The 25052-nt window shown below is 61.3% G+C and carries 27 protein-coding genes; 20 read left to right on the forward strand and 7 right to left on the reverse strand.

All coding sequences use genetic code 11. The annotated features are described in order from the left end of the window. Nucleotides 1-154: 154 nt before the first annotated feature. The 3 genes from aroC to IE166_RS01275 all read left to right on the forward strand — a co-directional run bounded on the left by aroC (nt 155) and on the right by IE166_RS01275 (nt 2511). Nucleotides 155-1255, forward strand: coding sequence for a chorismate synthase (gene aroC / locus IE166_RS01265; RefSeq protein ID WP_189501107.1), 1101 nt, complete (start codon nt 155-157; stop codon nt 1253-1255). Nucleotides 1256-1334: 79 nt separating this feature from the next. Continuing rightward, a complete protein-coding gene (locus IE166_RS01270) occupies nt 1335-2261 on the forward strand; it encodes a histone deacetylase family protein (protein ID WP_189501109.1) in 927 nt (308 codons plus the stop codon). Between the two features lie 4 nt (nt 2262-2265). Continuing rightward, nucleotides 2266-2511: an exodeoxyribonuclease VII small subunit gene (locus tag IE166_RS01275; RefSeq protein WP_189501111.1), complete on the forward strand. Its 246-nt coding sequence runs from the start codon at nt 2266-2268 to the stop codon at nt 2509-2511. A 15-nt stretch (nt 2512-2526) separates the two neighbouring features. On the opposite strand, the gene IE166_RS01280 is transcribed toward IE166_RS01275, so the two are convergent. After that, entirely contained in the window at nt 2527-2919 is a 393-nt protein-coding gene (locus IE166_RS01280) for a DUF1428 domain-containing protein (RefSeq protein WP_189501113.1), read from the reverse strand. A gap of 105 nt (nt 2920-3024) precedes the next feature. On the opposite strand from IE166_RS01280, the gene IE166_RS01285 reads away from it, so the two are divergent. From IE166_RS01285 to IE166_RS01305, 5 genes are all read left to right on the forward strand, one after another. Then, nucleotides 3025-3276 carry a type II toxin-antitoxin system Phd/YefM family antitoxin gene (locus IE166_RS01285; protein ID WP_244641280.1) on the forward strand — a complete coding sequence of 84 codons (252 nt, stop codon included), beginning with the start codon at nt 3025-3027 and terminating at the stop codon, nt 3274-3276. Continuing rightward, nucleotides 3273-3662 (forward strand): type II toxin-antitoxin system VapC family toxin, encoded by a 390-nt coding sequence (locus tag IE166_RS01290; protein WP_189501115.1) that lies wholly within the window; start codon nt 3273-3275, stop codon nt 3660-3662. Before IE166_RS01285 ends, IE166_RS01290 begins: the two co-directional genes overlap by 4 nt. 101 nt (nt 3663-3763) lie before the next feature. Further along, nucleotides 3764-5722 (forward strand): 1-deoxy-D-xylulose-5-phosphate synthase, encoded by a 1959-nt coding sequence (gene dxs, locus IE166_RS01295; protein WP_189501117.1) that lies wholly within the window; start codon nt 3764-3766, stop codon nt 5720-5722. A gap of 37 nt (nt 5723-5759) precedes the next feature. Beyond that, on the forward strand, nt 5760-6512 hold the full coding sequence (locus IE166_RS01300; protein WP_189501119.1) for a TlyA family RNA methyltransferase: 753 nt from the start codon (nt 5760-5762) through the stop codon (nt 6510-6512). After that, entirely contained in the window at nt 6509-7750 is a 1242-nt protein-coding gene (locus IE166_RS01305) for a class I SAM-dependent RNA methyltransferase (RefSeq protein ID WP_189501121.1), read from the forward strand. The genes IE166_RS01300 and IE166_RS01305 overlap by 4 nt, the downstream gene beginning before the upstream one ends. Here IE166_RS01305 and IE166_RS01310 read toward each other — a convergent pair. The 3 genes from IE166_RS01310 to IE166_RS01320 all read right to left on the reverse strand — a co-directional run bounded on the left by IE166_RS01310 (nt 7747) and on the right by IE166_RS01320 (nt 10655). Beyond that, complete coding sequence (locus IE166_RS01310) at nt 7747-8448, reverse strand: NAD-dependent deacylase (protein WP_189501122.1); 702 nt, start codon at nt 8446-8448, stop codon at nt 7747-7749. The two genes, IE166_RS01305 and IE166_RS01310, sit on opposite strands and share 4 nt — an antisense overlap. Nucleotides 8449-8607: 159 nt before the next feature. Next, nucleotides 8608-10023, reverse strand: a complete 1416-nt coding sequence (gene tldD / locus IE166_RS01315) for a metalloprotease TldD (RefSeq protein WP_189501124.1) — start codon at nt 10021-10023, stop codon at nt 8608-8610. A 113-nt stretch (nt 10024-10136) separates the two neighbouring features. Beyond that, nucleotides 10137-10655, reverse strand: a complete 519-nt coding sequence (locus IE166_RS01320; protein ID WP_189501126.1) for an invasion associated locus B family protein — start codon at nt 10653-10655, stop codon at nt 10137-10139. 325 nt (nt 10656-10980) lie between these two features. On the opposite strand from IE166_RS01320, the gene coxB reads away from it, so the two are divergent. From coxB to rnhA, 10 genes are all read left to right on the forward strand, one after another. Beyond that, complete coding sequence (gene coxB, locus IE166_RS01325; RefSeq protein ID WP_189501128.1) at nt 10981-11844, forward strand: cytochrome c oxidase subunit II; 864 nt, start codon at nt 10981-10983, stop codon at nt 11842-11844. A gap of 37 nt (nt 11845-11881) precedes the next feature. Further along, complete coding sequence (gene ctaD, locus IE166_RS01330; RefSeq protein ID WP_189501131.1) at nt 11882-13537, forward strand: cytochrome c oxidase subunit I; 1656 nt, start codon at nt 11882-11884, stop codon at nt 13535-13537. Nucleotides 13538-13600: 63 nt separating this feature from the next. After that, complete coding sequence (cyoE, locus tag IE166_RS01335; protein ID WP_189501133.1) at nt 13601-14545, forward strand: heme o synthase; 945 nt, start codon at nt 13601-13603, stop codon at nt 14543-14545. Continuing rightward, a complete protein-coding gene (locus tag IE166_RS01340) occupies nt 14545-14718 on the forward strand; it encodes a hypothetical protein (protein WP_189501135.1) in 174 nt (57 codons plus the stop codon). The genes cyoE and IE166_RS01340 overlap by 1 nt, the downstream gene beginning before the upstream one ends. Nucleotides 14719-14721: 3 nt before the next feature. Continuing rightward, entirely contained in the window at nt 14722-15360 is a 639-nt protein-coding gene (locus IE166_RS01345; RefSeq protein ID WP_189501137.1) for a cytochrome c oxidase assembly protein, read from the forward strand. 1 nt (nt 15361) lies between these two features. Then, the gene (locus IE166_RS01350; RefSeq protein WP_189501139.1) at nt 15362-16243 is read left to right on the forward strand and encodes a cytochrome c oxidase subunit 3; all 882 of its coding nucleotides are present in this window, start codon (nt 15362-15364) and stop codon (nt 16241-16243) included. A 163-nt stretch (nt 16244-16406) separates the two neighbouring features. Continuing rightward, nucleotides 16407-17078 carry an SURF1 family protein gene (locus IE166_RS01355; RefSeq protein ID WP_244641281.1) on the forward strand — a complete coding sequence of 224 codons (672 nt, stop codon included), beginning with the start codon at nt 16407-16409 and terminating at the stop codon, nt 17076-17078. Nucleotides 17079-17142: 64 nt separating this feature from the next. Next, nucleotides 17143-18156, forward strand: coding sequence for a 4-hydroxy-3-methylbut-2-enyl diphosphate reductase (gene ispH / locus IE166_RS01360; RefSeq protein WP_189501142.1), 1014 nt, complete (start codon nt 17143-17145; stop codon nt 18154-18156). A 2-nt stretch (nt 18157-18158) separates the two neighbouring features. Further along, nucleotides 18159-19121: a homoserine kinase gene (locus IE166_RS01365; RefSeq protein ID WP_189501144.1), complete on the forward strand. Its 963-nt coding sequence runs from the start codon at nt 18159-18161 to the stop codon at nt 19119-19121. Continuing rightward, entirely contained in the window at nt 19118-19666 is a 549-nt protein-coding gene (gene rnhA / locus IE166_RS01370; RefSeq protein ID WP_189501146.1) for a ribonuclease HI, read from the forward strand. The genes IE166_RS01365 and rnhA overlap by 4 nt, the downstream gene beginning before the upstream one ends. Nucleotides 19667-19696: 30 nt before the next feature. On the opposite strand, the gene IE166_RS01375 is transcribed toward rnhA, so the two are convergent. Both IE166_RS01375 and IE166_RS01380 read right to left on the reverse strand, forming a co-directional pair. Further along, nucleotides 19697-20182: a peroxiredoxin gene (locus IE166_RS01375; RefSeq protein WP_189501148.1), complete on the reverse strand. Its 486-nt coding sequence runs from the start codon at nt 20180-20182 to the stop codon at nt 19697-19699. A 75-nt stretch (nt 20183-20257) separates the two neighbouring features. Then, complete coding sequence (locus IE166_RS01380) at nt 20258-21046, reverse strand: protein-disulfide reductase DsbD domain-containing protein (protein ID WP_189501150.1); 789 nt, start codon at nt 21044-21046, stop codon at nt 20258-20260. A gap of 169 nt (nt 21047-21215) precedes the next feature. On the opposite strand from IE166_RS01380, the gene IE166_RS01385 reads away from it, so the two are divergent. Continuing rightward, nucleotides 21216-21824 (forward strand): YqgE/AlgH family protein, encoded by a 609-nt coding sequence (locus tag IE166_RS01385; RefSeq protein WP_189501152.1) that lies wholly within the window; start codon nt 21216-21218, stop codon nt 21822-21824. A gap of 83 nt (nt 21825-21907) precedes the next feature. Then, the gene (locus IE166_RS01390; protein WP_244641282.1) at nt 21908-22207 is read left to right on the forward strand and encodes a VanZ family protein; all 300 of its coding nucleotides are present in this window, start codon (nt 21908-21910) and stop codon (nt 22205-22207) included. Here the strand turns inward: IE166_RS01390 and IE166_RS01395 are convergent. Continuing rightward, a complete protein-coding gene (locus tag IE166_RS01395) occupies nt 22204-25038 on the reverse strand; it encodes a putative bifunctional diguanylate cyclase/phosphodiesterase (RefSeq protein ID WP_189503170.1) in 2835 nt (944 codons plus the stop codon). The genes IE166_RS01390 and IE166_RS01395 overlap by 4 nt on opposite strands. Nucleotides 25039-25052: the final 14 nt, after the last annotated feature.

Genomic DNA, 25052 nt, shown 5'->3' on the forward strand with positions numbered 1-25052 from the left:
AGAAGCTGAGAGGCCAAGTCGACGCCCTCTAAGCAGACAAGAACGAAGAGAATGTGTCAAAAATAAAAGGCAGGCGAGCAGGTGGCCGGTTTGACCCCTGCCGGATTCACTCCTAGAAGCGCGACAGCCTCCTTTTGCCGTCTGCGGAATTTCCATGTCGCACAACACCTTCGGCCACCTTTTCCGGGTCACCACCTGGGGCGAAAGCCACGGTCCCGCTCTGGGCTGCGTGGTAGACGGCTGCCCGCCCGGCATCCGCTTCAAGCTGGAAGACGTGCAGCGCGAACTCGACCGCCGCAAGCCCGGCCAGTCGCGTTTCGTGACGCAACGCCGCGAGCCGGACGAAGTTAAAATGCTTTCCGGCGTTCTGCCTGACGGGGACGATGGCCACCTCGTTACCACCGGCACGCCGATCTCCATGCTCATCGAGAATGTCGACCAGCGCTCCAAGGACTATGGCGACATCGCCCAGCAATATCGTCCGGGCCATGCCGATTATGCCTATGACGTGAAATATGGCGTGCGCGATTATCGCGGCGGCGGCCGGTCCTCCGCGCGCGAAACGGCGGCGCGGGTTGCGGCCGGCGCTCTGGCCCGGCTCGTTGTGCCCGGCCTGAAAGTGCGCGGCGCGCTGATCGCCATGGGTGACAAAGAAATTACCCGCGCCAACTGGGACTGGGACTTCGTGGAAAGCGCGGACAACCCGTTCTTCACGCCCGATCCCGCAGCCGTACCCGTGTTCGCCGATTACCTCGACGGCATCCGCAAAAATGGGTCTTCGGTCGGCGCCTTGATTGAGATCGTTGCGGAAGGCGTGCCGGCCGGCCTTGGCGCACCGCTTTACGCCAAGCTCGACGCGGATATCGCAGCCGGCCTGATGTCGATCAACGCCGTGAAAGGTGTTGAGATCGGCGACGGCTTCGCCACGGCCAGGATGACCGGCGAGGAGAATGCCGATGAAATGCGTGGCGGCAATGACGGCCAGCCGCGCTTTCTCGCCAACCATGCGGGCGGCATCCTTGGCGGCATTTCGACAGGGCAGCCGGTCGTCGCGCGCTTCGCCGTCAAGCCGACTTCCTCGATACTGACGCCGCGCCAATCCGTCGATCGCACGGGCAAGGAAGTCGATGTCATGACCAAGGGCCGCCACGATCCCTGCGTCGGTATCCGCGCAGTGCCGATCGGTGAAGCCATGGTCTCCTGCGCCATCGCCGATCACTATCTGCGCCATCGCGGCCAGACTGGCCGAATTTGAAGGTCCCTGCGATAAGCGTAGGGAAAATCGAGGCTGAGGTGCGTGTCGCGCTTCGGCGCTTCAGCCTATAAGGGAAGCCATGACCACGCGCCTGTATTCCCATCCGATCTTTCTTGAGCATCTGACGCCGCCCGGTCATCCCGAGCGGCCTGACCGTTTGCGGGCGATTGCGCGCCGCCTTGAGGATCCAGACTTCGACGGGCTCGATCGTGTCGAACCGACTGCCGCCGACGAACAGCTGGTTCTCCTCGCCCATCCCGAAAGTCACCTCGAGCGCATCAAGGCGGCCATCCCGGAAGAAGGGCTGACGCGGATCGATTCTGATACGACGCTCAGCCCGCGCTCGTTTGAAGCGGTCATGACCGCGATCGGCGCGTCCAATGCTGCCGTTGATGACGTGTTCGGCCGCAAGGCCGACAACGTGTTTGTTGCAGCCCGTCCGCCCGGTCATCACGCCGAAGCGGAAATGGCGATGGGCTTCTGCTTCTTCAACCAGGCGGCAATCGCCGCCCGCTATGCTCAGAAGACGCACGGTGCCGAGCGCGTCGCGATCATCGACTGGGATGTCCATCACGGCAACGGTACGCAGGACATCTTCTGGAGCGATCCAAGCGTGCTGTATTGCTCGACGCACCAGCTGCCACTGTTCCCAGGCACGGGTGCGAAAGGGGAAACGGGCGTCGGCAACATCGTCAATGCACCGCTCAGCCCCCGCGACGGCGGCAGCCAGTTCCGCGACGCCTTCACCAGCCGTGTTTTGCCGGCATTGGCAAACTTTCGGCCTGACCTCGTCATCATCTCGGCCGGCTTCGACGCCCATCACCGCGATCCGCTCGCCGAGATCAACCTGGTGGAAGACGATTTCGACTGGGCGACGGGCAAGCTGATGGATGTGGCGTATCGCAGCGCCAACGGCCGTCTAGTGAGCCTGCTCGAAGGCGGCTATGACCTCGAAGGCTTATCGTCGTCCGTGGCGACGCATGTAAAACGATTGATGAAGGGCTGAGCCTATGGCCGAAAACGAAGACATCAAGGCCATGACGTTCGAGCAGGCGCTGGCCGCGCTTGAGCAGATCGTCGACGATCTGGAGCGCGGCGACGTGCCGCTCGACCAGTCGATCCGCATCTATGAGCGCGGCGAAGCGTTGAAGGATCATTGCGACCGCCTGCTTAAGGCAGCCGAAGCCAAGGTGGAAAAGATCCGCCTGTCGCGCGAAGGCAAGCCGCTCGGCGTTGAGCCGCTCGATCCAGAGTAAGGCTGAACCGAAGCCTTAGCGCTCCACGATTGCCTTGAAGCCGCCGAAGATCATGCGCTTTCCATCAAAGGGCATGTCTTCCATCATCGGCTTCATGCGCTCATTCTCCATCATCTTCTTCTGCGCCGCGTCGCGCACCGCCTTTGAAGGGTAGGTGATGTAGGAGAAGATGACGACCTCATCGTCCTTTGCCATGACGGCGCGCGGGAAAGAGGTCAGTTCGCCGTAAGGCACATCATCGGCAACGGCTTCCATATAGGACGTCGCGCCCCATTCCATGAAGAGCCCGGCAGCTGCTTCGGCGATCTGCTTGTAGTCGTCCAGCCTGTCCTTCGGTACGGCCAGTAGAAATCCGTCGACATAATGGCAGTGCTCCTCCCTTGTTGTGCAAGAACAAGGACGAAGCAAGCCGGTGCGTTCCGACAAAAAGCACGATCATTCTTGCTGAAAGCACGAGCATAGCCTATCTTAGCCAGACCTGACTAAGGAGGTGATGTTCTGAAAACCGTCAACATGCTGGAAGCAAAGACGTCTTTGTCCAGGCTTGTTGAAGCCGTGGAAACAGGCTCTGAGACGGAGGTCATCATTGCCCGCAATGGGAGGCCGGCTGCTCGGCTGGTTCCTTTGACATCAACGCCGAAGCGTCACCGTCGCTTGGGATTGGCTAAGGGATTACCGTTTGACTACGAGGCTTTCCAAGCACTCGACAAGGAAGTCGAGGAACTCTTCTATGCCAGCTCGATCTTCCCTGAGGATAGTAAGTGAGGCTGTTGCTCGATACCCACGTTGCCATCTGGGCAACGACTGACGACGAACGCCTACCACGACATGTCTACGAGCTTCTCTCAGACGTTGAAAATGACGTATATGTCTCTGCAATGTCCGTCTTCGAAGTCGCCATCAAATATAAGCTGCGACAGCATCAAATGCCTTATCCCGCAGTGGAGGCAATCCGTCGGTTCAAGGATGCCGGCTTTGAGATCTTGGCTGTCACGGAAAACCATGCTGCGATGGTCGATCAGTTACCGCTCATCCATCACGATCCGTTCGACAGATTGATGATCGCTCAATCTCTCGTTGAGGCTTTGACCTTCGTTTCGGCGGACAGACAAGTCGCAAAGTACGACTCATCCATTCTTACATGGCGCTAAATGACCCAGAGGTCATTTTAGCTCCTTGGCGATTTGAAACCAGCTCCATCATCAATGCACTACGCCATAGGCAAACTGGAGCACCCGTTTACAACGCGCGCATGCGGCCCTATTTCCGGGCATACGATGCCGGCAAGGTAACAAGAGTGCAGCCTTCTCCCCAGACCCCGCTTCTCGACAAGGTTCGGTTTCCCGCCGATCTTCGCGCGCTTCCCGAAGGCGAGCTGCCGCAGCTCGCGTCCGAACTGCGCGCGGAAATGATCGATGCCGTGTCACAGACCGGCGGCCATCTTGGCGCAGGTTTGGGCGTCATTGAGTTGACGGTGGCGCTGCATTATGTGTTCGACACGCCAGACGACAAGATCATCTGGGATGTCGGCCACCAAGCCTATCCGCACAAAATTCTCACCGGCCGTCGTGACCGCATCCGCACACTGCGCCAGGAGCATGGCTTGTCCGGCTTCACCAAGCGTTCGGAAAGCGAGTACGATCCGTTCGGCGCGGCCCATTCCTCGACCTCGATCTCGGCCGGCCTCGGCATGGCTGTCGCGCGCGATCTTTCGGGTGGCAAAAACAACGTCATTGCGGTGATCGGCGACGGCGCCATGTCGGCCGGAATGGCTTATGAGGCCATGAACAATGCCGGTGCGCTGGATGCGCGTTTGATCGTTATACTCAACGACAACGATATGTCGATCGCCCCGCCGTCGGGCGCGATGAGCGCCTATCTGGCGCGGCTGGCTTCGGGTAAGGCCTATTCGGAAATCCGCGATATCGGCAAGAAGCTGACCGGTTATCTCGGCCGCCGCGTCGAGCGCACGGTGACGCGCGCGGTTGAACATGCACGCGGCTTCGTGACCGGCGGCACGATGTTCGAGGAACTCGGCTTCTACCATATCGGCCCGATCGACGGGCACAATCTCGAACACCTCGTGCCGGTGCTCAAGAATGTGCGCGACAATGGTGATGGCCCGGTGCTGATCCATGTCGTGACCAAGAAGGGCAAGGGCTACGCGCCGGCTGAGGCTGCGGCCGACAAATATCACGGCGTCAACAAGTTCGATGTCATCACAGGCGCGCAGGCCAAGGCCCCTGCCAACGCGCCAGCCTATACGCGCGTCTTCGCCGAAAGCCTGATGCAGGAAGCCGAACTCGACGAAAAGATCGTCGCCGTCACTGCGGCCATGCCCACCGGCACCGGGCTCGATCTGTTTGGGGAAGCCTTTCCGAAGCGCATCTTCGATGTCGGCATTGCCGAGCAGCATGCCGTGACCTTCGCGGCCGGTTTGGCGACCGAAGGCTACAAGCCATTCTGCGCGATCTATTCGACCTTCCTGCAGCGCGCTTACGACCAAGTCGTGCATGATGTTGCACTTCAGAACCTGCCGGTGCGATTCGCGATCGACCGCGCCGGTTTCGTCGGGGCGGATGGCGCGACTCATGCTGGTGCGTTTGACACCACCTATCTCGGCTCGCTGCCGGGCATGGTAGTGATGGCAGCTGCTAATGAGGTCGAGCTCAAGCACATGGTGCGCACGGCTGCCGAATATGACGACGGCCCAATCGCCTTCCGCTATCCGCGCGGAAACGGCGTCGGCATTGACATGCCGGAGCGGGGTTCGGTGCTGGAGATCGGTAAAGGGCGGGTGATCCGCGAGGGCACTAAGGTCGCGCTGCTGTCCTTCGGCACGCGTTTGGCCGATTGCCTGTTGGCTGCCGATGAACTCGATGCTGCTGGCTTGTCCACCACGGTTGCGGACGCACGCTTTGCCAAGCCGCTCGACCAGGATCTTGTGCGCCGTCTTGCGCGCGACCACGAAGTGCTGATCACGGTGGAAGAAGGCGCGATCGGCGGTTTCGGCACGCAAGTGCTGCATTTCCTTGCGCTGGAAGGTCTGCTCGACAACGGGCTGAAGGTGCGGCCTCTGGTTCTACCGGACCTCTTCGTCGATCACGCCAAGCCGGAAAAGATGTATGCCGATGCGGGGCTGGATTCCGCAGGCATCGTGCGCTCTGTTTTCGGCGCGCTCGGACGCGGTCAGAACGCCGCGCGCGCCTGAGCTTGCTATCGCAGCCCGCTTCGGCCATGGAGCGGGGATGCCAGGCAAATCTACCCAGCGTCTCGATGAAGTGCTTGTTGCGCGCGGTTTGTTCGCCAGCCGATCGCGCGCCAGCGATGCCGTGAAGCGCAGAACCGTTCGCGTGGGCGATGCAGTCGTGACCAAGGCGGGTCAACTGATCGACCCCGATGCAACGCTCTGCGTCGATGATCCTGCTCAGAAATACGTGTCCCGCGCAGCCCTCAAGCTGATCGCCGGCCTTGATTATTTCGGCATTGATGTCAGCGGCAAGTCCATGCTCGATCTCGGTGCTTCCACCGGCGGCTTCACGCAGGTCGTGCTGGAACGCGGTGCTGCCAGTGTTTTCGCCGTCGATGTCGGCCATGGTCAGCTCCATCCCAGCATAGCCGATGATCCACGCGTCACCTCTCTCGAAAACAAGAACGCGCGTGACCTGCAGGCCGAGGATCTCGGCGGCGCGCCGATCGACCTCATCGTCTGTGACGTCAGCTTCATCTCTTTGACGCTCGCCTTGCCGCGCGCCCTCGATCTCGCTGCTGCCGGGGCGAGAGGGGTTTTTCTGGTGAAGCCGCAATTCGAAGCAGGCCGCGATGCGATCGGCAAAGGCGGCCTGCTGAAGGACCCGGAAGAAGGCCCTCGCACTGCCGAGCGATTGCGCGCTTGGCTCGACAGTCAGCTGGCCTGGAAAGCACTCGGACTCACGCCCAGTCCGATCGAAGGCGGCGACGGCAACAAGGAATGGCTTCTCGGAGCCGAGAAATACCTATGAGCACGCAATATCGAATCAACCATCTCGGTGCGCAGGGCGACGGCATCGCCAACACCGAGCGCGGCCCGGTCTATATCCCGTTCACGTTGCCTGACGAGACTGTCACCGCCGCTGTGAACAAGGATCGCGGCGATCTGATCGCCATCCAGGAGCCGGCAGCCAACCGCGTCGAGCCGCCCTGCCGGCATTTTGGAACCTGCGGCGGTTGCCAGTTGCAGCATATGGCCATGCCCGACTATCTCGCTTGGAAGCGCAACAAGGTCGTGCAGGCGCTGAAATCGCAGGCGCTGACACCGGAAGTCGGCGACATCATCCCCTGCGCGCCGCACAGCCGCCGCCGTGTCACCCTTGCCCTTCGCAAGGTGGAAGCGGGCATGCTGCTCGGCTATAATCGCCATCTGTCGCATGAGATCATCGACATCGTGGAATGCCCGATCAGCGTTCCGCCGATCGTTGAAGCGCTTGAATCACTGCGCGCAGTGGCGCGGCTAAGCTGTTCCACCAACAAGCCTTTTCGTATGACCGTAACCGCTACCGCGGCCGGGCTGGACGTTGCCTTGCTGGAAAGCGGCAAGCTGGACGACGCCGCGCGAAAGACCATCGCCGACTTCGCGCTCGCCAACCGTTTCGCCCGCGTGTCCGTTGATGGCGAGATCATCGTCGAGCCAACCAAGCCGCAGGTCTCGATGGGCGCATCGGTGGTCACCGTGCCGCCCGGCGGCTTCCTGCAAGCGGTCGCGTCGGCCGAAGGGGCGATGGCGGCTCTGGTTTTAGATCACATCGGCAAGTCCAAGCGCGTTGCCGATCTCTTCGCGGGATCGGGCGCCTTCTCGCTGAGGTTGGCGGCTCGCGCTGAAGTTCATGCCGTGGAAGGGGATGCAGCACCCCTGGCCGCACTCGATCGTGCCTTCCGCTTCACGCCGGGCCTCAAGCGCGTCACCACGGAAAAGCGCGATCTGTTCGAACGGCCATTGACCACGAAGGAACTCGACCGCTTCGACGCCGTGGTGTTCGATCCGCCGCGCGCAGGCGCCGAGTTCCTGTGCAAGCAGCTCGCCAAAAGCCAGGTGCCGAAAGTCGCCGCTGTATCCTGCAATCCGCTCACGCTCGCGCGCGATCTGGCGATCCTCACCGCCGGCGGCTACCGCATCACGTCTGTCACGCCCGTCGATCAGTTTCTCTGGTCGAGCCATGTGGAAGCTGTCGCGTTGTTGGAAAAGCCCAAGAAGCGCCGCTAGGACAGCAGCAATTCCTCGACATAGGCCGGCACCAGTTCGGTGGCGCGGCCTCGGCGCACTTCGTCGAAGGCACTGTCGTGTTCGGTCGGCTCCAGATTGAGCTCCACCGTATGTGCGCCGATTGCGTGGGCTTCCTCCACGAAGCCGGCGGCCGGATAAACGCTGCCGCTGGTGCCGATCGCGATAAACAGATCACAGCGGTGCAGCGCCTCGTGGATTTCGTCCATGTGGTAGGGCATCTCGCCGAACCAGACGATGTCCGGCCGCAACGTGCCGGTTGCGCCGCACTGGCTGCAATAATCGAAGGTCGTGAGATCGCCGTGTTCGTCGCGATGGGTGCCGCACTTCGTGCAGAACACCTTGGTGAGTTCGCCATGCATGTGGAGGAGGTGCTTGGTGCCGGCCCGTTCATGGAGATTGTCGATATTCTGCGTGACGACCAGGACACTGCCTATGAACTCAGCTTCCAACCGCGCCAGCGCCCGATGAGCGGCGTTGGGCCGGACGGTTTTCAGCCCGGCGCGGCGGTCATTGTAAAAAGCATGAACGCGTTCCGGATCCCGCTTGAAGCCTTGCGGTGTCGCCACATCCTGCAGATCCACCTTCGACCAGATGCCGCCTTTGTCGCGAAACGTATCCACGCCAGACTCGGCAGAGATACCAGCGCCAGTGAGGATCACGATGGAGGAGAAGGACATTCACTGATTCTCCGCTGGCGACGCGCTGGCATGGTTGAAGACAGGCAAGGCCATGATCAGCCTCTTCCTACCTTCACTACGCCTCGCACATGCGGAAATGGCAAGCGCGCTGAGCCAACAACCAGATGGACCAGCTACAGCGCGCTTGAGCGGTGGCCCTCAAGCCTGCGTCCCACCCACCGTCATCTGATCCATGCGAAGATGCGGCTGGCCAACGCCAACCGGCACGCCCTGGCCGGCTTTGCCGCACATGCCGATGCCGGTATCGAGCTTCATGTCGTTGCCGATCATGGATACGCGATGCATCGCATCCGGGCCGTTGCCGATCAGCATGGCTCCCTTGATCGGCCGGGTCACTTTGCCGTTCTCGATCATATAGGCTTCGGTGCAGCCGAACACGAACTTGCCGGATGTAATGTCCACCTGTCCGCCTCCGAAGGATACGGCGTAGATGCCGTTTTTGACGGAAGCGATGATCTCTTCCGGCGTTTTGTCGCCCGATGTCATGTAGGTGTTGGTCATGCGCGGCATTGGCTGGTGCGCATAGGATTCGCGGCGTCCATTGCCGGTGGCTTCCATGCCCATCAGCCGCGCATTCTGGCGATCCTGCATGTAGCCGACGAGCTTGCCGTCTTCGATCAGCACGGTGCGATTGGTGGGCGTGCCTTCGTCGTCGATGGTCAGCGAGCCGCGGCGCTCGGCGATCGTACCGTCATCTACGACGGTGACACCCTTGGCAGCAACCTGTTGCCCCATCAGCCCGGCAAAGGCCGACGTTTTCTTGCGGTTGAAATCGCCTTCCAGCCCATGGCCAACGGCTTCATGCAACATCACGCCGGGCCAGCCCGACGACAAGACGATGTCGAACGTGCCGGCCGGGGCAGGGGATGCTTCGAGATTGACCAGCGCCTGACGCAGCGCCTCCTTGGCACCGAAGCGCCAGGAATCGTCGGCGATGAATTCACCAAAGCCCTTGCGCCCGCCGATCCCGTAAGAGCCGCTTTCCTGCCGGTCGCCTTCGCCGACCACCACGGACACATTCATGCGCACCAGCGGCCGGATGTCCTGCACCATCCGGCCGTCGCCGCGCATGATCTCGATCTGCTGCCAGGACGCGATGAGTGAAGCCGTCACCTGCCGCACCCGCGGATCTTCGGCGCGAACAAAGGCGTCGATCTCTTGAAGCAGCTTGGCTTTGTCGGCAAAGGCCGGCTCGGTCAGCGGATTGTTGTCGCCGTAGAGCTTGCGATTGGTACCCTGCGGCGCATCAGCAAGCGTGCCGGAATAGCCGGCTTTAACAGCGGAGACCGCACTGGCAGCACGCAACACGGCGGCTTCCGATAGTTCGCTGGCATGGGCGTAGCCTGTGGCCTCGCCGGCAACCGCACGCAGACCAAAGCCGCGATCCGTGTTGTAGCTGGCTGTCTTCAGGCGGCCGTTGTCGAACATCAGCGCTTCGCTTTCGCTTTGTTCGAGATAAAGCTCGCCGTCATCCGCGCCCTGAACCGTGTCGGCAAGCATCTGCCGCAGCCGATCTTCGGAACAATCGAATTGGCTAATCAGGGACTTGGACATGGAAGCGGACTCACTTTGCGAAGCAATGCCCGAGAAGTAGGGGCTGCCGTCGCAAGAATCCAGCCGAAGCGACCAGGCGCTTCGGTTTAGGCTGGTTCACCCAACACTTGGCCTCAGGGCAGTGCGGCAAAACCTTCGCCGAAGCCGTTCAGTTCGACAGGGATGCCGATGCCTTCTTCCGGCGTCTGGAACACGATGAAGGTCGCGGCCTTACCGGTCTTCAAAGTGTCGAGCAGCGGCTGTTCCAGGATCACCTCGGCATAACAACCGTCCTGGAAGCAGCGCACGAAATAAGCGCGGCCGATATCCTTGCCGTCGACATTGAGGCCAAGGCCGTTCGGCAGAAGCACCCCAAGAGGCGCCAGAACACGAAGGATCTCGGCCTTGTTGTCGGCGGTGCGCAGAACCACGACAGAAAGGCCGATCTCCGGCCGGTCTTCGGCGACCACATTCTGCATCATCGCGCATTGTTCAGCCGTCGCACCCGCCGGCGTGTCGCAGATGATCGACCACGCGCCATGGCTGGAACGGACGGCGCCGGTTGGGGCCGGCTGCTGAGCGCTGGCGGGAAGGGCGCTTGCCAAAGGCGAAGCAAGAAGCAGACTGAAGGCGAGCGGCCTCAAAAAGCGCATCAGGGGAAGGTCTCCAACCGAATCATCGCGATCTAGCCTGCAGCCTTCGCATGGAAAACAAAGCGCTGTCAGCGGCAGATCAGCACGCGACCACCACAGAATTGTGTGAATCAGCCTGAAGGGCAGCTCCTACTTTGCTTCATAACGCAATGGCAGGTTGTTGATCCAGCACGAACAAAATGCCGCATCCAGCAGAATCGTGGCTTTCTTGCGGACGCCAAGAGAGTATGATTTGAACGGGCTGGAGAGAACTGGGAGTCTGTGCGTGTGCATGCCGCATGCTGACGCGCGTCCTAGTCAGGGTATCCGGGAGATGACGATCGCCATGAAAAAAGTGACAGGCGCGGCTGCCGCAATGGTTTTGTTGTCCGGTGCGGCCGCCTTTGCCGCCCAACCAACGCCGTGGCAGACCGATTTCCAGCCGGCAGCCTCGCCGATCATGGAAAGCATCGAGTGGTTCGAGAACTACACGCTGTGGTTCATCATTCCCGTCACGCTGCTCGTGCTGGCTCTGCTGGCTTATTGCATCGTGCGTTTCCGCGCTGATGCCCACCCGACCCCGTCGCGTACCAGCCATAACACGCTCATCGAGATCATCTGGACCGTCGGACCGGTGGTGATTCTCCTGTGCCTCGCCATTCCCTCCTTCCAGCTGCTGACGGCGCAATACACGCCGCCGGAAGAGCCGGCCTTGACGGTGAAGGCGATCGGCAACCAGTGGAACTGGGACTACGAATACCAGGTCGAAACGCCGCTGACCTTCAACTCGGCTTTGTTGACGGATGATGCCCGCGCTGCTGCCGGCAAGGAAGATCGTGGCGCTTATCCGCGCCTGCTCGCCGTCGACAACGAAGTCGTCGTGCCCGTGAATGCCACGGTGCGCATGCTGGTCACTGGCGGCGACGTCATTCACTCCTTCGCCATGCCGGCTTTCGGCGTGAAGGTGGACGCCGTTCCGGGTCGCATCAACGAGACCTGGTTCAAGGCGACGAAGGAAGGTCTTTATTATGGCCAGTGCTCCGAGCTTTGCGGCAAGGACCACGCTTATATGCCGATCGCCATCCGCGTCGTTGCGCTGGATCAATATCAGACATGGCTTGCGGCAGCGGCTACGGATCTCGGTGGCGCCAACCGCGCCCTGATGGCTTCGGTCGACGCCCAGAACAAGATTGCTTCGGCCGGCGAGTAACTCGCAACAGCCGGACGGAAGGAGACGGAGCGGAATCATGGCAGGCGCTGCAACCCACCACGATGCCCATAGCGATCACCGGCCCACGGGCTGGACGCGTTGGGTATATTCGACCAACCACAAGGACATCGGCACGCTCTACCTGATCTTCGCGATCACGGCCGGCATTATCGGCGGCGCTTTGTCGATGATGATGCGCTGGGAGTTGCAGGAACCCGGCATCCAGATCTTCCACGGTCTGGCAGGCATGGTTTACGGCATCGACGGCGACGCCGCGATCGACGCCGGCAAGTCGATGTACAACGCCTTCACCACGGCCCACGGCCTAGTCATGATCTTCTTCATGGTCATGCCCGCGCTGATCGGCGGCTTTGCCAACTGGATGGTGCCGATCATGATCGGCGCTCCGGATATGGCGTTCCCGCGCATGAACAACATTTCCTTCTGGCTGCTGCCGCCGGCTTTCCTGCTGCTGCTTCTGTCCTTGTTCATGCCGAGCGCGCCCGGTGCGCATGGCGTTGGCGGTGGCTGGACAATGTATCCGCCGATGTCGACCTCGGGCCAGCCTGGACCGGCGATGGACATGGCGATCCTGTCGCTGCACATCGCTGGTGCGTCGTCGATCCTGGGTGCGATCAACTTCATCACCACGATCTTCAACATGCGCGCACCCGGCATGACCATCCACAAGATGCCGCTGTTTGCGTGGTCGGTGCTGATCACCGCCTTCCTGCTGCTTCTGTCCTTGCCGGTTCTGGCTGGCGGCATCACCATGCTGCTCACCGATCGCAACTTCGGCACGGCCTTCTTTGCGCCGGAAAGCGGCGGTGACCCGATCCTGTTTCAGCATCTGTTCTGGTTCTTCGGTCACCCTGAAGTGTACATCCTGATCCTGCCGGGCTTCGGCATCATCAGCCACATTGTCTCGACCTTCTCGCGCAAGCCGGTGTTTGGTTACCTCGGCATGGCCTACGCCATGGTCGCTATCGGCGTCGTCGGCTTCGTCGTGTGGGCGCACCACATGTACACCACCGGCCTGTCGCTCGACACGCAGCGTTACTTCGTGTTCGCTACGATGGTGATCGCGGTTCCGACCGGCGTGAAGATCTTCTCGTGGATCGCCACGATGTGGGGCGGTTCGATCTCCATGCGCACGCCCATGCTGTGGGCGATCGGCTTCATCTTCCTGTTCACCGTGGGCGGCGTGACTGGCGTTCAGCTGGCAAATGCCGGCCTCGATCGTTCGCTGCACGACACTTATTATGTCGTCGCACACTTCCATTACGTGTTGTCGCTCGGTGCCGTGTTCGCGATCTTCGCCGGCTGGTACTACTGGTTCCCGAAGATGTTCGGCTACACGTACTCGTCGGCGATTGCCCGCGTTCACTTCTGGATCATGTTTATCGGTGTGAACCTCGTGTTCTTCCCGCAGCACTTCCTGGGTCTCGCCGGCATGCCGCGTCGCTACATCGATTATCCGGATGCGTTTGCCGGCTGGAACATGGTGTCGTCTTACGGTGCTTATCTTTCCGGCTTCAGCGTGCTGATCTTCCTGTATGGCGTGTTTGAAGCCTTCTCGAAGAAGCGTATTGCCGGCAACAATCCGTGGGGCGAAGGCGCCACCACGCTGGAATGGCAGCTGTCTTCGCCGCCGCCGTTCCACCAGTGGGAGCAGCTGCCGCGCATCAAGTAAGGCAGTTGAACGAACCCCGGCCCGGGCTGAACAGTCCGGGTCCAGGCATTGGATACGATTTGAATGAGCATGGTTGAACAAACCGCGACGCCCACCCCGGAAGTCGGGCTGTCGGAAGCAACGGCAGGCGACTTCATCGCTCTGCTGAAGCCGCGCGTCATGTCGCTGGTTGTGTTCACTGCATTCGTCGGCCTCATGGCCGCGCCTACCCCCTTCGATCCGCTGTTCTCCGCGATCGCCATCCTGTCGATCGCGATTGGTGCCGGCGCGTCCGGTGCTTTGAACATGTGGTATGACGCCGATATCGACCGCCTGATGAGCCGCACGGCGCGTCGCCCGGTTCCCGCCGGCCGCATGCTGCCGGGCGAAGCACTCGGCTTTGGCCTGGTTCTGTCATTCCTTTCCGTGATGACCCTCGGCCTGCTGGTGAACTGGCTGGCAGCCAGCCTGCTCGCCTTCACGATCTTCTTTTATGCCGTTGTTTATACAATGTGGCTCAAGCGCTGGACCCCGCAGAACATCGTGATCGGCGGTGCCGCCGGTGCTTTCCCGCCGGTTGTCGGCTGGGCTGCTGCGACGGGCTCGGTGAGCCTGGAAAGCATCATCCTGTTTTCCATCATCTTCCTGTGGACACCACCGCACTTCTGGGCGCTCGCCTTGTTCAAGTCCGGTGATTACGGCCGCGCTGGCATTCCGATGATGCCGAATGTGGCTGGCGAGGCGTCGACCCGCCTGCAGATCTTCATCTACACCCTGATCGTGTCGCCGATCGGCGTGCTGCCTTGGGTGCTCGGCTATGCTTCCGCCGGTTACGGGATCGTCGCAGCAGCTTTGGGTGTTGGCTTCGTTTACTACGCCTGGGGCGTGTTCCGCATGGCGCCAGCTGATCGGGTCATGCTGCCGGCCAAGCGCATGTTCGGCTTCTCGCTGCTTTATCTTTTTGGCATCTTCGCCGCTTATCTAGCGGACAGCTTGGTCGCGCGCTTTCTCCAGGCGGGTATTCTCTGATGGCCGGCGAACGGAACCAGTTCGAGGAAACAATCAAGCTGACGGACAAGCAGCGCAAGGCGCGTCGCAGCCGTTCGGTTGCGATTGCTGTCGGCTTGGCGATTCTTGTCGTGATCTTTTATGTGGCGACCATCGCAAAGTTCGGCCCGTCGCTGCTCAACAGGCCGCTCTGATCCATGACCAAGACCAGCACCCCTGTTGACCCGAAACGCCGCGCCAATATCCGCGTTGCGGTCGGCTGCGCGACGTTCTTCGCGGCCATGATCGGTGCTGCCTATGCGTCCGTCCCACTGTATGAGATGTTTTGCCAGGCAACCGGCTACGGTGGCACCACACAGCGGGTCGATCAGTATTCGGACACGATCTTGGATCGGAAGATCACGGTGCGGTTCGATGCCAATGTCAGCGGCGGTCTGCCCTGGACCTTCCAGCCCGACCAGCGCGACGTGACGATCAAGATCGGCGAAACTACGCAGATCGGCTACACCGCCACCAATCCGTTCTCCACGCCGACCGCGGGTAAGGCCACGTTCAACGTGACGCCCGAACTTGCCGGCGCTTATTTCAACAAGGTCGAGTGCTTCTGCTTCACGGATACGACCCTGAAGCCCGGCGAGGCCCTTGACATGCCGGTCGTGTTCTTCGTCGATCCTGCGATCGTCGATGATCCCGACATCAAAGACATCAGAACAATTACCTTGTCTTACACGTTCTTCCCCTTGCCAGCCGGTGCGCCGCTCGCGGCCAACACCTCTGCTGGCGAAAAGGGAAGTGCTGCGGGAAGCAGGGTTTCCAGCGATAATCTCGGGGGTTGATATGGCTGAGGCGCACGCCAAGAATCACGACTACCACATCATAGACCCCAGCCCGTGGCCGTTCACGGCCTCGGTCGGCGCGCTGTTGATGGCGCTCGGCGGCGTAGGCTGGATGCAGGGCCTGAAAGGCAACGAGTTTGGATTGCTCGGCATTCCGCTGAACAATGCCTGGCTCTTCGTGGTCGGTCTGGCGGTGGTCCTTTACACCATGTTCGGCTGGTGGTCGGACACGATCAAGGAAGGTCGCGAAGGTCACCACACGCGGGTCGTGTCGCTGCATCTGCGCTACGGCATGATCATGTTCATCGCCTCCGAGGTGATGTTCTTCGTTGCCTGGTTCTGGGCTTTCTTCGATGCCAGCCTGTTCCCGGGCGAAGTGGTGCAGGTCGCGCGTACCGAATATACCGGCGGCCAGTGGCCACCGGCAGGCATCGAGGTGCTCGATCCCTGGCACCTGCCGCTTTACAACACGGTGATCCTGCTTCTGTCGGGCACGACGGTCACCTGGGCGCACCATGCGCTGCTGCACAATGACCGTAAGGGCCTCGTGTCCGGCCTGGTGTTCACCGTCGCTCTGGGCGTGCTGTTCTCCTTCGTGCAGGCCTACGAATACATGCACGCACCGTTCGCCTTCGCGGATTCGATCTACGGTGCGACCTTCTACATGGCGACTGGCTTCCACGGCTTCCATGTGTTCATCGGCACGATCTTCCTGCTGGTCTGTTTGATCCGCGCCATGAAGGGCGACTTCACGCCGAAGCAACATTTCGGCTTCGAAGCCGCTGCCTGGTATTGGCACTTCGTGGACGTGGTCTGGCTGTTCCTGTTTGCCACGATCTATGTCTGGGCCTCCGCCGGCGCGACCATCGCAACCGGACACTGAAACGCCCATCATGCTAAGGAAAGGGCGGCTGCGCGAGCGGCCGCTTTTTTCGTTTTCGGAGGTTCAAGGTTTGGCAGTGCAGCAGGGCGACGGACCATCCCTGGTCATCAGACCGGCCTCGAAGGCGCGGTTTTGGATCGTTGGCGCCTTTGTGCTGATTGCGATGGCTATTCTGCTTGCGCTTGGCACATGGCAGATGGAGCGGCTGGCGTGGAAGGAAGCGCTCATGGCGCGCATCACCAGCCAGTTGTCCCAGCCGCCTGTGCCGCTCGCTACTGTGGAAGCCGCTCAGGCCGCAGGCGATCCTATTGAATATCGCCCGGTCACAGTCAGTGGCACTTTCCTGCATGATCGCGAGCGTCATTTCTTCGCCACCTATGAAGGCCAGTCCGGCTTCTACATCTACACGCCGCTGCGTCTCGCTGATGGCCGCGTCCTGTTCGTCAATCGGGGCTTCGTGCCTTATGATCGCAAGGAGCCGGCAAGCCGCGCCGAAGGGCAGGTCGGCGGCGATGTGACGGTCACCGGTCTGGCGCGCGAAAGGTTGAACGGCAAGCCGTCCTGGCTCGTGCCGACCAACGATCTGGCCAAGAACATCTTCTACTGGAAAGATATCGACGCCATGGCTGCGAGTGCAGGGCTCGGCGAGCCGGTGCTACCCTTCTTCGTGGATGCCGACAAGGCGCCGAACGCCGGCGGCCTGCCGATCGGCGGGGTGACCATCATCGATCTGCCGAACAATCATCTGCAATATGCCGTGACTTGGTATGGTTTGGGCTTGGCGCTGGCCGGCGTTTGCGTGGCAATGTGGGTGCGCCGGAACAAGCCCACTTAACCCGCCCAACCTTGACATAGCCGCTCCCAGACCTCATGTCCGTCCGGCCTATGCGAGCGCTTTGATGTCCCTGTTTTCTCCCGCCAAGCCTGCTTTGACGATCCGCCTGTGCGAGCCGCGCGGTTTTTGCGCCGGCGTCGATCGCGCAATCCAGATCGTGGTTCTGGCACTGAAGAAATACGGCGCTCCGGTCTATGTCCGCCACGAGATCGTGCATAACCGCTTCGTGGTGCAGGGCCTGCAAGAGCGCGGCGCCGTGTTCATCGAGGAACTGCACGAGATCCCGCCTGAGCACCGCGAGCGGCCTGTGGTGTTTTCGGCCCACGGCGTGCCGAAATCCGTGCCGGCGGATGCGCAAGCGCGCAACCTGTTTTATCTCGATGCGACCTGCCCGCTAGTGTCAAAGGTCCATAAGCAGGCCATGCGCCATCAGCGTCTCGGCCGCCATGTCGTGCTCGTCGGCCACGCCGGTCATCCCGAGGTCATCGGCACGATGGGCCAGTTGCCGGATGGCGCGGTCACGCTAATTGAAACCGAGGCGGATGTGCATGGCTTCATGCCGGTTGATCCGGATCAGCTCGGCTTCGTTACGCAGACGACGCTGTCGGTAAGCGACACGGCGGGCATCATCGCCCGGCTGCAGGAGCGCTTCCCGGCCATCCAGGCGCCGTCAGCCGAGTCGATCTGCTACGCCACGACGAACCGGCAGGAAGCCGTGAAGGAAACAGCAGCGGGCACCGATTTCTTCCTGATCGTCGGCGCGCCGAATTCCTCCAATTCGAAGCGGCTGGTGGAAGTGGCTGAACGGGCAGGTGCCAAGCGCGCTCTGCTGGTGCAGCGTGCGGCGGAGATTCCATGGGACGAGATTGAAACGATCGGTACGCTCGGCTTGTCAGCCGGTGCATCAGCGCCGCAGATCATCGTTGATGAGATCGTCGATGCCTTCAATGCACGGTTCAACGTGTCGATCGATCTTGCGGTTACCGCGATAGAGAACGAGAACTTCCCCGTTCTCAGCGTGCTGCGCGATATGCCGCTGGTGCCCGCCGACATGGCTTTTGTGAACGGAAACGCCTGACCATGGCCGTTTACACAGACGTCAACGAGGAGCAGCTTGCCCGCTTCCTCGAGGAATACAAGATCGGCCATGTGCGTTCGTACAAGGGCATCGCGGAAGGCTCGGAGAACTCGAACTTCCTGCTTCGCACCGACACCGGCTCCTACATCCTGACGCTCTATGAAAAGCGCGTCGACCAGAGTGATCTGCCGTTTTTCCTTTGCCTCATGCAGCATCTCGCGCGCAAAGGCATCACCTGTCCACTGCCGGTTGAAAGACGCGACCGCCAGCTGATCGGCGAACTGGCTGGGCGGCCTGCAGCGATCATCACCTTTCTTGAAGGGATGTGGATGCGCCATCCGACGGTCGCACAATGTGGCGAAGTCGGGCGTGAACTTGCGGAGCTGCATCTGGCCGGTGCCGACTTTCCCATGCACCGTGCCAATGCGCTGGCCGTGGATGGCTGGCGCACGCTGTGGGACGGCTCGCGTGATCGCGCCGACTCGGTCGTGCCCGGGCTGGTGGCGGAAGTTGAAGCGGACTTCGCCGTTCTGGAACGCGACTGGCCGCAGGATCTGCCAGGCGGCATCATCCATGCCGATCTTTTCCCTGACAACGTCTTCTTTCTCGGCGACCGGCTGTCAGGACTGATCGACTTCTATTTTGCCTGCGAGGATTTCTATGCCTACGACGTGGCGGTGTGCCTGAACGCCTGGTGCTTCGAGCCGGATTTCAGCTTCAATGCCGCAAAGGCCGCGGCGCTGACGGCAGGCTATCAATCTGTGCGTCCCTTAAGTGCTGCGGAACAACAGGCCCTACCGCTCCTGGCACGAGGATCCGCGCTGCGCTTCATGCTGACGCGGCTTTATGACTGGCTGACGATCCCGGATGGTGCGCTGGTGCAAAAGCGCGATCCGCTGGAATATGTCGCCAAGCTGCGCTTTCATCGCGGTGTAACGACGCCCGAAGCTTACGGTATCTCATGAAAACGGTTGAAGCCTACACAGACGGTGCTTGTTCCGGCAATCCCGGCCCTGGCGGCTGGGGCGCGATCCTGCGCTACAACGGCAAAACCAAGGAACTGTCGGGCGGCGAGGCCAATACGACCAACAATCGCATGGAGCTGATGGCCGCTATTTCGGCGCTGAACGCGCTGAAGGAGCCGTGCGAAATCGACCTTTATACCGACAGCAACTACGTCAAGGATGGAATCGGCGGCTGGATCGAAGGCTGGAAGCGCAATGGCTGGAAGACGGCCGCCAAGCAGCCGGTGAAGAATGCCGAGCTTTGGCAGCAGCTCGACCAGGCGCGTCAACGCCACAAGGTTAAGTGGCACTGGGTCAAGGGCCATGCCGGCCACCCGGAAAACGAGCGTGCTGACGACCTGGCGCGGCAGGGCATGGCGCCGTTCAAGGCGCAGCGTGCGCCAAAGCCAAGCGCTGCCAAGGTTGATCCGATCCGGGCCGCCGCGTCGGTCCAGCCAGCCGCGCCGACGCGCAAGCTGAACCGGACCTTCATTCGCGAGGATTGAGGCTGCCGGCAGCAGCCTAGCCCTCTTGTCTCAGAGCTGTTCGAGCAGGCGCGCAGCACCGCTATCAACCGCTTGGCCGGGCGACCCTTCAAGGTTGAGCGCGGTGACCTTGCCACTGTCGATGATCATGGAAAAGCGCTTGTTGCGCAGTCCCATGCCGCCGGCGCTCATATCCTGCTCAAGGCCGGCCGCCTTGGCAAACACGCCGCTGCCATCGGCAAGAAAGGTGATCTTGCCTTCGCCGCCGGTAAATCGCGCCCAAGCGCGCATGACGAAGGCGTCGTTGACCGCGATCACCGCGATCGTATCGATACCCTTGCCGAGGATCGTGTCGGCATTTTCGAGGTAGCCGGGAAGGTGGTTGTTGGAGCAGGTCGGCGTGAAAGCGCCGGGAACGCCGAACAGTACCACCTTCTTGTTCCAGAAAAATTCGCTCGTGGAGACTTCGGTCATCTCTTCGGGACCCACCACTTTCAGCTTCACGTCCGGCAGGCTGTCACCTACTGCAATCGTCATTGCGGTCTCCAATCTGTTGGCAGTCATGAAGCGCGTGATGTAGGTGTGATGGACCGCCTGTCCACCACGTCCAGGCTATGGAAGCGTGAACGCACCGTCCACTGCCGCATCGCCGCTGCTCAGCGTGTAGGCGACGGATGCCGAGGTTGCTGCATCCTTCGGTCGGGCAAGAAGCGGAACGGCAAAACGAGCACCGCCTTTCTCGTGCTTCGGCACGCCGAACTCGAAGCCGCCATTGCTCGCCAAGAACAGCGTCAGGCGGTCCCGGGAGGGAGCGGCCGTTTCCACGATCAGCATATCGCCTTCAATGCGCGCGGCCGTGACGCCGAAGCTGGCGGATGCCTTTGCGGGCAGAGAGTCGAAGGCGGCATTTACGCTTGCGCGGTCGAACATGTCGTCGGCGTTGTGGTGGGGGTCGAGGATCAGCTGCGCTTGAACGGGCACGCAGATGCTTTGGCACAGACCCATGAAGACATCGGCTTCCAATGTTCCCGTTGTCTTGCCCGGTGCAGCATGCAGCGTCAGCGCAAGTGCGATCGGCCATTCATAGCCCGCCCAGTGGCTCGCCCCATCGTCGAAGCGTTGCGGCACGGGAAAGCCGATCTCGGCGGTCGTGACACCGGACGCGGCGGGAAAGGTGATCTGCGGAGGCACACCGGCATCGCCGGGATCGCGCCAATAGGTCTTCCAGCCCGGAGCGACGTCGATCTGCAGCGCTGCGCGCAGCGTGCCATCCGCAGCTGGGACCCCCGTCGTCACAAGCCTGATGCGGCCGCCTTCGGTCTCGAACCAGGCACTGGACGCGGCCTGCGCCGGCAGCGCGACAAGCAGAAGGACAAGCGCGAGCGCTGCTTTTTGGGACATCACCATGTCTTTCTTTCCCAACTTGCAAGCGCTGGCGCAATCGCCAAGTGCCTCATCTTTGTGTGAGACAGGGCGCTTACCCGAAATGGTCGGTGCCCCCGGACCTTTTTCTTAACCGGCGCGCGTGTTGCCACTTTACGGCTTTTCAAAACGCGTTACCCTTGGATTTATGGAACTGTTGGGCAAGAAAAGCACCGTGGCCGAACACGGCTACCTCGATGATCACTTCCTCCTCGCCATGCCGGCGATGAAGGATGACCGCTTTGCGCGCACCGTGATCTATATCTGCGCCCACAATGAGGACGGCGCGATGGGATTGATCATCAATCAGCCCCAGCAGATGCGCTTTCCGGACTTGCTGGTTCAGATCGGCGTCATCGAAGAACAGGATGCCATCCGCCTGCCGGACTCGGCGCGTGATCTGATCGTGCGCCATGGCGGCCCGGTGGATCGCAGCCGCGGCTTCGTGCTGCATTCGGACGATGTGACGATGGAATCCAGCACACCGGTTGCCGAAGACATCTTTCTCACGGCGACTGTCGACATCCTGCGCGCGATTTCGGCAGGCAAGGGGCCCAAGCATACCTTGATGGCGCTTGGCTATGCCGGCTGGGGTGCGGGGCAGTTGGAAACCGAGATCATCGAGAACGGTTGGCTGACTTGCCCGGCCAATGCCGAGCTTTTGTTCGATAGCGAGATCGAGCAGAAATATGATCGTATCTTGAGCTCGATCGGCATCGACCTTGCGCATCTCAGCCACACGGCTGGGCACGCCTGATACGTCCAAGCAAGGTCAGACCCATTTCGCGCTTTTCTGCAGCATCGTTGCACCGTGTGGCCGTTCCCGCGGCTTGGATCGTTTTGATCTTCATAGCGTTTTCAACGCTTTCGCCGATCGGCCTGCGCCCGCATGTCGGTGGGCCGAACTATGAGCGGCTGTTCGCTTTTGCGTTGATTGGCGGATTGTTCGGCCTGGCATACCCCAAGCATCTCCTGCGCATCGCGATCATCGTCGTGGGCGTGGCGGTTGGGCTGGAGATCCTGCAGATGATCATCCCCGGTCGTCATGCAAGGATGTTCGATGCTGTGGTGAAAGCGTGCGGCGGGATGGCCGGGGTATTCGCTGCGGCCATCCTCAATGCGCTTCTCAGACGCTTCTAGGCTTTGACCGGCTGAGCCGTGTTGGCCTGCTCGCGCAGGATTTTTTGGACGATTTCTGCCGGAATTGGCGGCCCAAACAGGAAACTTTGGGCATATTCGCAGCCCATTTCCCGTAAAAGTCGCGCATCTTCCTCGTCCGAGACCCCTTCTGCGACCACCGACAGGCCGAGATCGTGCGCCATGGCGACCATCGATTTCAACAGCACGCCACGCTTCGGGCTTTCATCGTCGAGGAAGCTCTTGTCGATTTTGATCGTGTCGAAGGGGAAGCGGGTGAGATAGGAGAGCGAGGAATAGCCGGTGCCGAAATCGTCAATCGACAGGCCGATGCCGAGCTGCTTCAGCTTGCCGAGCACATGCGCCGATTGTTCAGGGCTATCCATCACGAGCGATTCGGTGAGTTCCAGCCGGAAATGGCGTGGCTGAAGGCCGGAGCGCGCGATCACCGAGCGCACATCGCTGACGAGGTCGCGGCGCAGCAATTGGCGGCTAGACAGGTTGACTGACACGAAGATCGGCGTGTCGCGCAGATGCTTCTGCCATTCGGCGAGATCTTCGGCCGCACGGGTCATGGATAGAAGGCCGAGCTGGACGATCAGCCCGCAGCCTTCCGCAACTGGAATGAAGTCCGATGGCGAGATCGCGCCGCGGCGGGGATGTTCCCAGCGCAGCAGGGCCTCGAAGCCGGCGAGGCTGCGGTCTTCCAGGCGGATGATCGGCTGGTAGGCAAGCGACAGCTCGTTGCGCTCGATGGCACGACGCAGATCGGCTTCCAGCGTCAGGCGATCGGTGCCGACAGAACGGAAAGCAGGGCGGAACGGCTCGATGCGGTCACCGCCGAAGCGCTTGGCCTGATGCATGGCAAGCTCGGCGTCCTTGAGCATGTCTTCAGCCGCGTTCTGTGTCGCGGACCATGAGATTAGCCCGATCGATGGCGTGAGCACGATCTCGCGCTTGGCAAAGGTCACCGGCGCGCGCACGGCCTGGCGGATTGCTTCTGCGACGGCGGCGATGCGTGCAGGCTCCTGTTCCGACAGAAGCATGAGGGCGAACTGATCGCCGAACAAGCGCGAAAGAGCATCACTCGGCTTCAACAGGCGGTGCAAACGGCGCGCGATGGTGAGCAGGATCGTGTCGCCGGCGGCAACGCCAAGGGCATCATTGACCTCGCCGAAGCGGTCTATGTCGATCACGAACACGGTCGGGCGCACGGTCGGTTCGGTCTTGGCAACCGAGATGATCGTGTCCAGGCGGTTGATGAAGAGTTCGCGATTGGGCAGGCCGGTCAGGTTGTCATGAACTGCATCATGCAGCAGGCGCTCTTCGGCCTTTTTCTGATCCGTCACTTCCATCAGCGTGCCGACGCAGCGAATGACCTCGCTGTCCGAGCCGATCACCGGCCGCGCCTTCAGCGAGAACCAGCGGTAGTGACCGTCGGCGCCGCGCAAGCGCAGGTCCTGCGAAACGCGGCCGCGGCGATGTTCGAGGACGACATCAAGCGTGGTGCGGAACATGTCGCGATCGTCGGAATGGAGAACCGGCAGCCAATTGCGGGCAGGGCCCTGCAAACTGGCAGGGGCAAGGCCGAGCAGCGGCGCGACGTCGGGGCGGGTGACGACCCGGTCGCGCAGAACGTCCCAATCCCACACGATGTCGCCGGAACCTATCACGGCCAGCGCCTGGCGTTCGAGATCGCTGAGCAGACCCTGATGCATGCCGGTGCCGGCCAGTGCATGCTGCATGACGGTGAAGCCGATCAGCAGAACGATCAGCACGAGGCCACCGCCGAGGGCCGGCTGCACGACGTCGTTGTTCAGCATGCCGGTGATCGTCAGCCAGGCGCCGGCAAGCCAAGCCAGCACCATCAGCCAACTGGGTATCAGCATGATGGCGCGGTCATAACCGCGGAATGTGAGGTAGGCGATCAGCAGGAGGCCGATACCGGCGGCGGCAGCCATCGACATGCGCGCAATGCCGGACGCAATGACAGGATCGAACACGGCGACGCCGGCCAGCAGCATCAAGCCGAAGATCCAGATCACCGCGCCATACGCGAAATGGCCGTGCCAGCGGTTGAGGTTGAGATAGGTGAACAAAAACACGACAAGGGTGACGGCCAGCGCCACCTCCGTTCCCGCTCGCCATATCTGTTCATTCCCCGGCGCGACCTCGATCAAGCGATTGAGGAAGCCGAAATCGACGCTGACATAGGTAAGCACCGCCCAGGCAAGGGCGGAAGTGGCGGGGAACATGGAGGTTCCCTTGACCACGAACAGGATGGTCAGAAACAGCGCCAGCAGACCGGCGATGCCGATGACGATGCCGCGATAGAGCGTGAAGGAATTGACCTGGTCCTTGTAGGCCTCGGTTTCCCAAAGGTAGAGCTGCGGCATTCGCGGCGAGGCCATTTCGGTGACGAAGGTCACGACCGTATTCGGGTTCAGCGTGACGAGGAACACGTCGGCATCTTCGCTGGCCTGACGGTCGAGCGCGAAGCCTTCGCTGGGGGTGATGGCCGAAATGCGGGTCGAGCCGAGATCCGGCCAGAGGATACCGGATCCGACAAGTCGGTAATGCGGCGCGACTATCAGGCGGTCGAGCTGCTGGTCGGTCGTGTTAGCAAGCGCAAACACGGCCCAGTCGCCCGCCGAACCCTGGTTCATCGCCTCGACTTCGATGCGTCGCACGATCCCGTCGGGACCGGGCGCCGTGGAGACCTGGAACGTGCTGCCCTGATTGCGGTGGATCTCAACCGCGCCGGTCAGATTGAGCGCAACATCATCGCGGGTAATCTTGATCGGTTCGACGGCCGATGCAGGCATGGCCGCCATGACAAGGGCGACCA

It is taken from the genome of Tianweitania populi, from assembly GCF_014652875.1.
Classification (GTDB): Bacteria; Pseudomonadota; Alphaproteobacteria; order Rhizobiales; family Rhizobiaceae; genus Tianweitania; species Tianweitania populi.

Coding starts and splice junctions, on each gene's coding strand:
- aroC (WP_189501107.1), top strand. CDS start 155: ATGTCGCACAACACCTTCGGCCACCTTTTCCGGGTCACCACCTGGGGC.
- IE166_RS01270 (WP_189501109.1), top strand. CDS start 1,335: ATGACCACGCGCCTGTATTCCCATCCGATCTTTCTTGAGCATCTGACG.
- IE166_RS01275 (WP_189501111.1), top strand. CDS start 2,266: ATGGCCGAAAACGAAGACATCAAGGCCATGACGTTCGAGCAGGCGCTG.
- IE166_RS01285 (WP_244641280.1), top strand. CDS start 3,025: ATGCTGGAAGCAAAGACGTCTTTGTCCAGGCTTGTTGAAGCCGTGGAA.
- dxs (WP_189501117.1), top strand. CDS start 3,764: ATGCGGCCCTATTTCCGGGCATACGATGCCGGCAAGGTAACAAGAGTG.
- IE166_RS01300 (WP_189501119.1), top strand. CDS start 5,760: ATGCCAGGCAAATCTACCCAGCGTCTCGATGAAGTGCTTGTTGCGCGC.
- IE166_RS01305 (WP_189501121.1), top strand. CDS start 6,509: ATGAGCACGCAATATCGAATCAACCATCTCGGTGCGCAGGGCGACGGC.
- IE166_RS01310 (WP_189501122.1), bottom strand. CDS start 8,448: ATGTCCTTCTCCTCCATCGTGATCCTCACTGGCGCTGGTATCTCTGCC.
- tldD (WP_189501124.1), bottom strand. CDS start 10,023: ATGTCCAAGTCCCTGATTAGCCAATTCGATTGTTCCGAAGATCGGCTG.
- IE166_RS01320 (WP_189501126.1), bottom strand. CDS start 10,655: ATGCGCTTTTTGAGGCCGCTCGCCTTCAGTCTGCTTCTTGCTTCGCCT.
- coxB (WP_189501128.1), top strand. CDS start 10,981: ATGAAAAAAGTGACAGGCGCGGCTGCCGCAATGGTTTTGTTGTCCGGT.
- ctaD (WP_189501131.1), top strand. CDS start 11,882: ATGGCAGGCGCTGCAACCCACCACGATGCCCATAGCGATCACCGGCCC.
- cyoE (WP_189501133.1), top strand. CDS start 13,601: ATGAGCATGGTTGAACAAACCGCGACGCCCACCCCGGAAGTCGGGCTG.
- IE166_RS01340 (WP_189501135.1), top strand. CDS start 14,545: ATGGCCGGCGAACGGAACCAGTTCGAGGAAACAATCAAGCTGACGGAC.
- IE166_RS01345 (WP_189501137.1), top strand. CDS start 14,722: ATGACCAAGACCAGCACCCCTGTTGACCCGAAACGCCGCGCCAATATC.
- IE166_RS01350 (WP_189501139.1), top strand. CDS start 15,362: ATGGCTGAGGCGCACGCCAAGAATCACGACTACCACATCATAGACCCC.
- IE166_RS01355 (WP_244641281.1), top strand. CDS start 16,407: ATGGCTATTCTGCTTGCGCTTGGCACATGGCAGATGGAGCGGCTGGCG.
- ispH (WP_189501142.1), top strand. CDS start 17,143: ATGTCCCTGTTTTCTCCCGCCAAGCCTGCTTTGACGATCCGCCTGTGC.
- IE166_RS01365 (WP_189501144.1), top strand. CDS start 18,159: ATGGCCGTTTACACAGACGTCAACGAGGAGCAGCTTGCCCGCTTCCTC.
- rnhA (WP_189501146.1), top strand. CDS start 19,118: ATGAAAACGGTTGAAGCCTACACAGACGGTGCTTGTTCCGGCAATCCC.
- IE166_RS01375 (WP_189501148.1), bottom strand. CDS start 20,182: ATGACGATTGCAGTAGGTGACAGCCTGCCGGACGTGAAGCTGAAAGTG.
- IE166_RS01380 (WP_189501150.1), bottom strand. CDS start 21,046: ATGTCCCAAAAAGCAGCGCTCGCGCTTGTCCTTCTGCTTGTCGCGCTG.
- IE166_RS01385 (WP_189501152.1), top strand. CDS start 21,216: ATGGAACTGTTGGGCAAGAAAAGCACCGTGGCCGAACACGGCTACCTC.
- IE166_RS01395 (WP_189503170.1), bottom strand. CDS start 25,038: ATGGCGGCCATGCCTGCATCGGCCGTCGAACCGATCAAGATTACCCGC.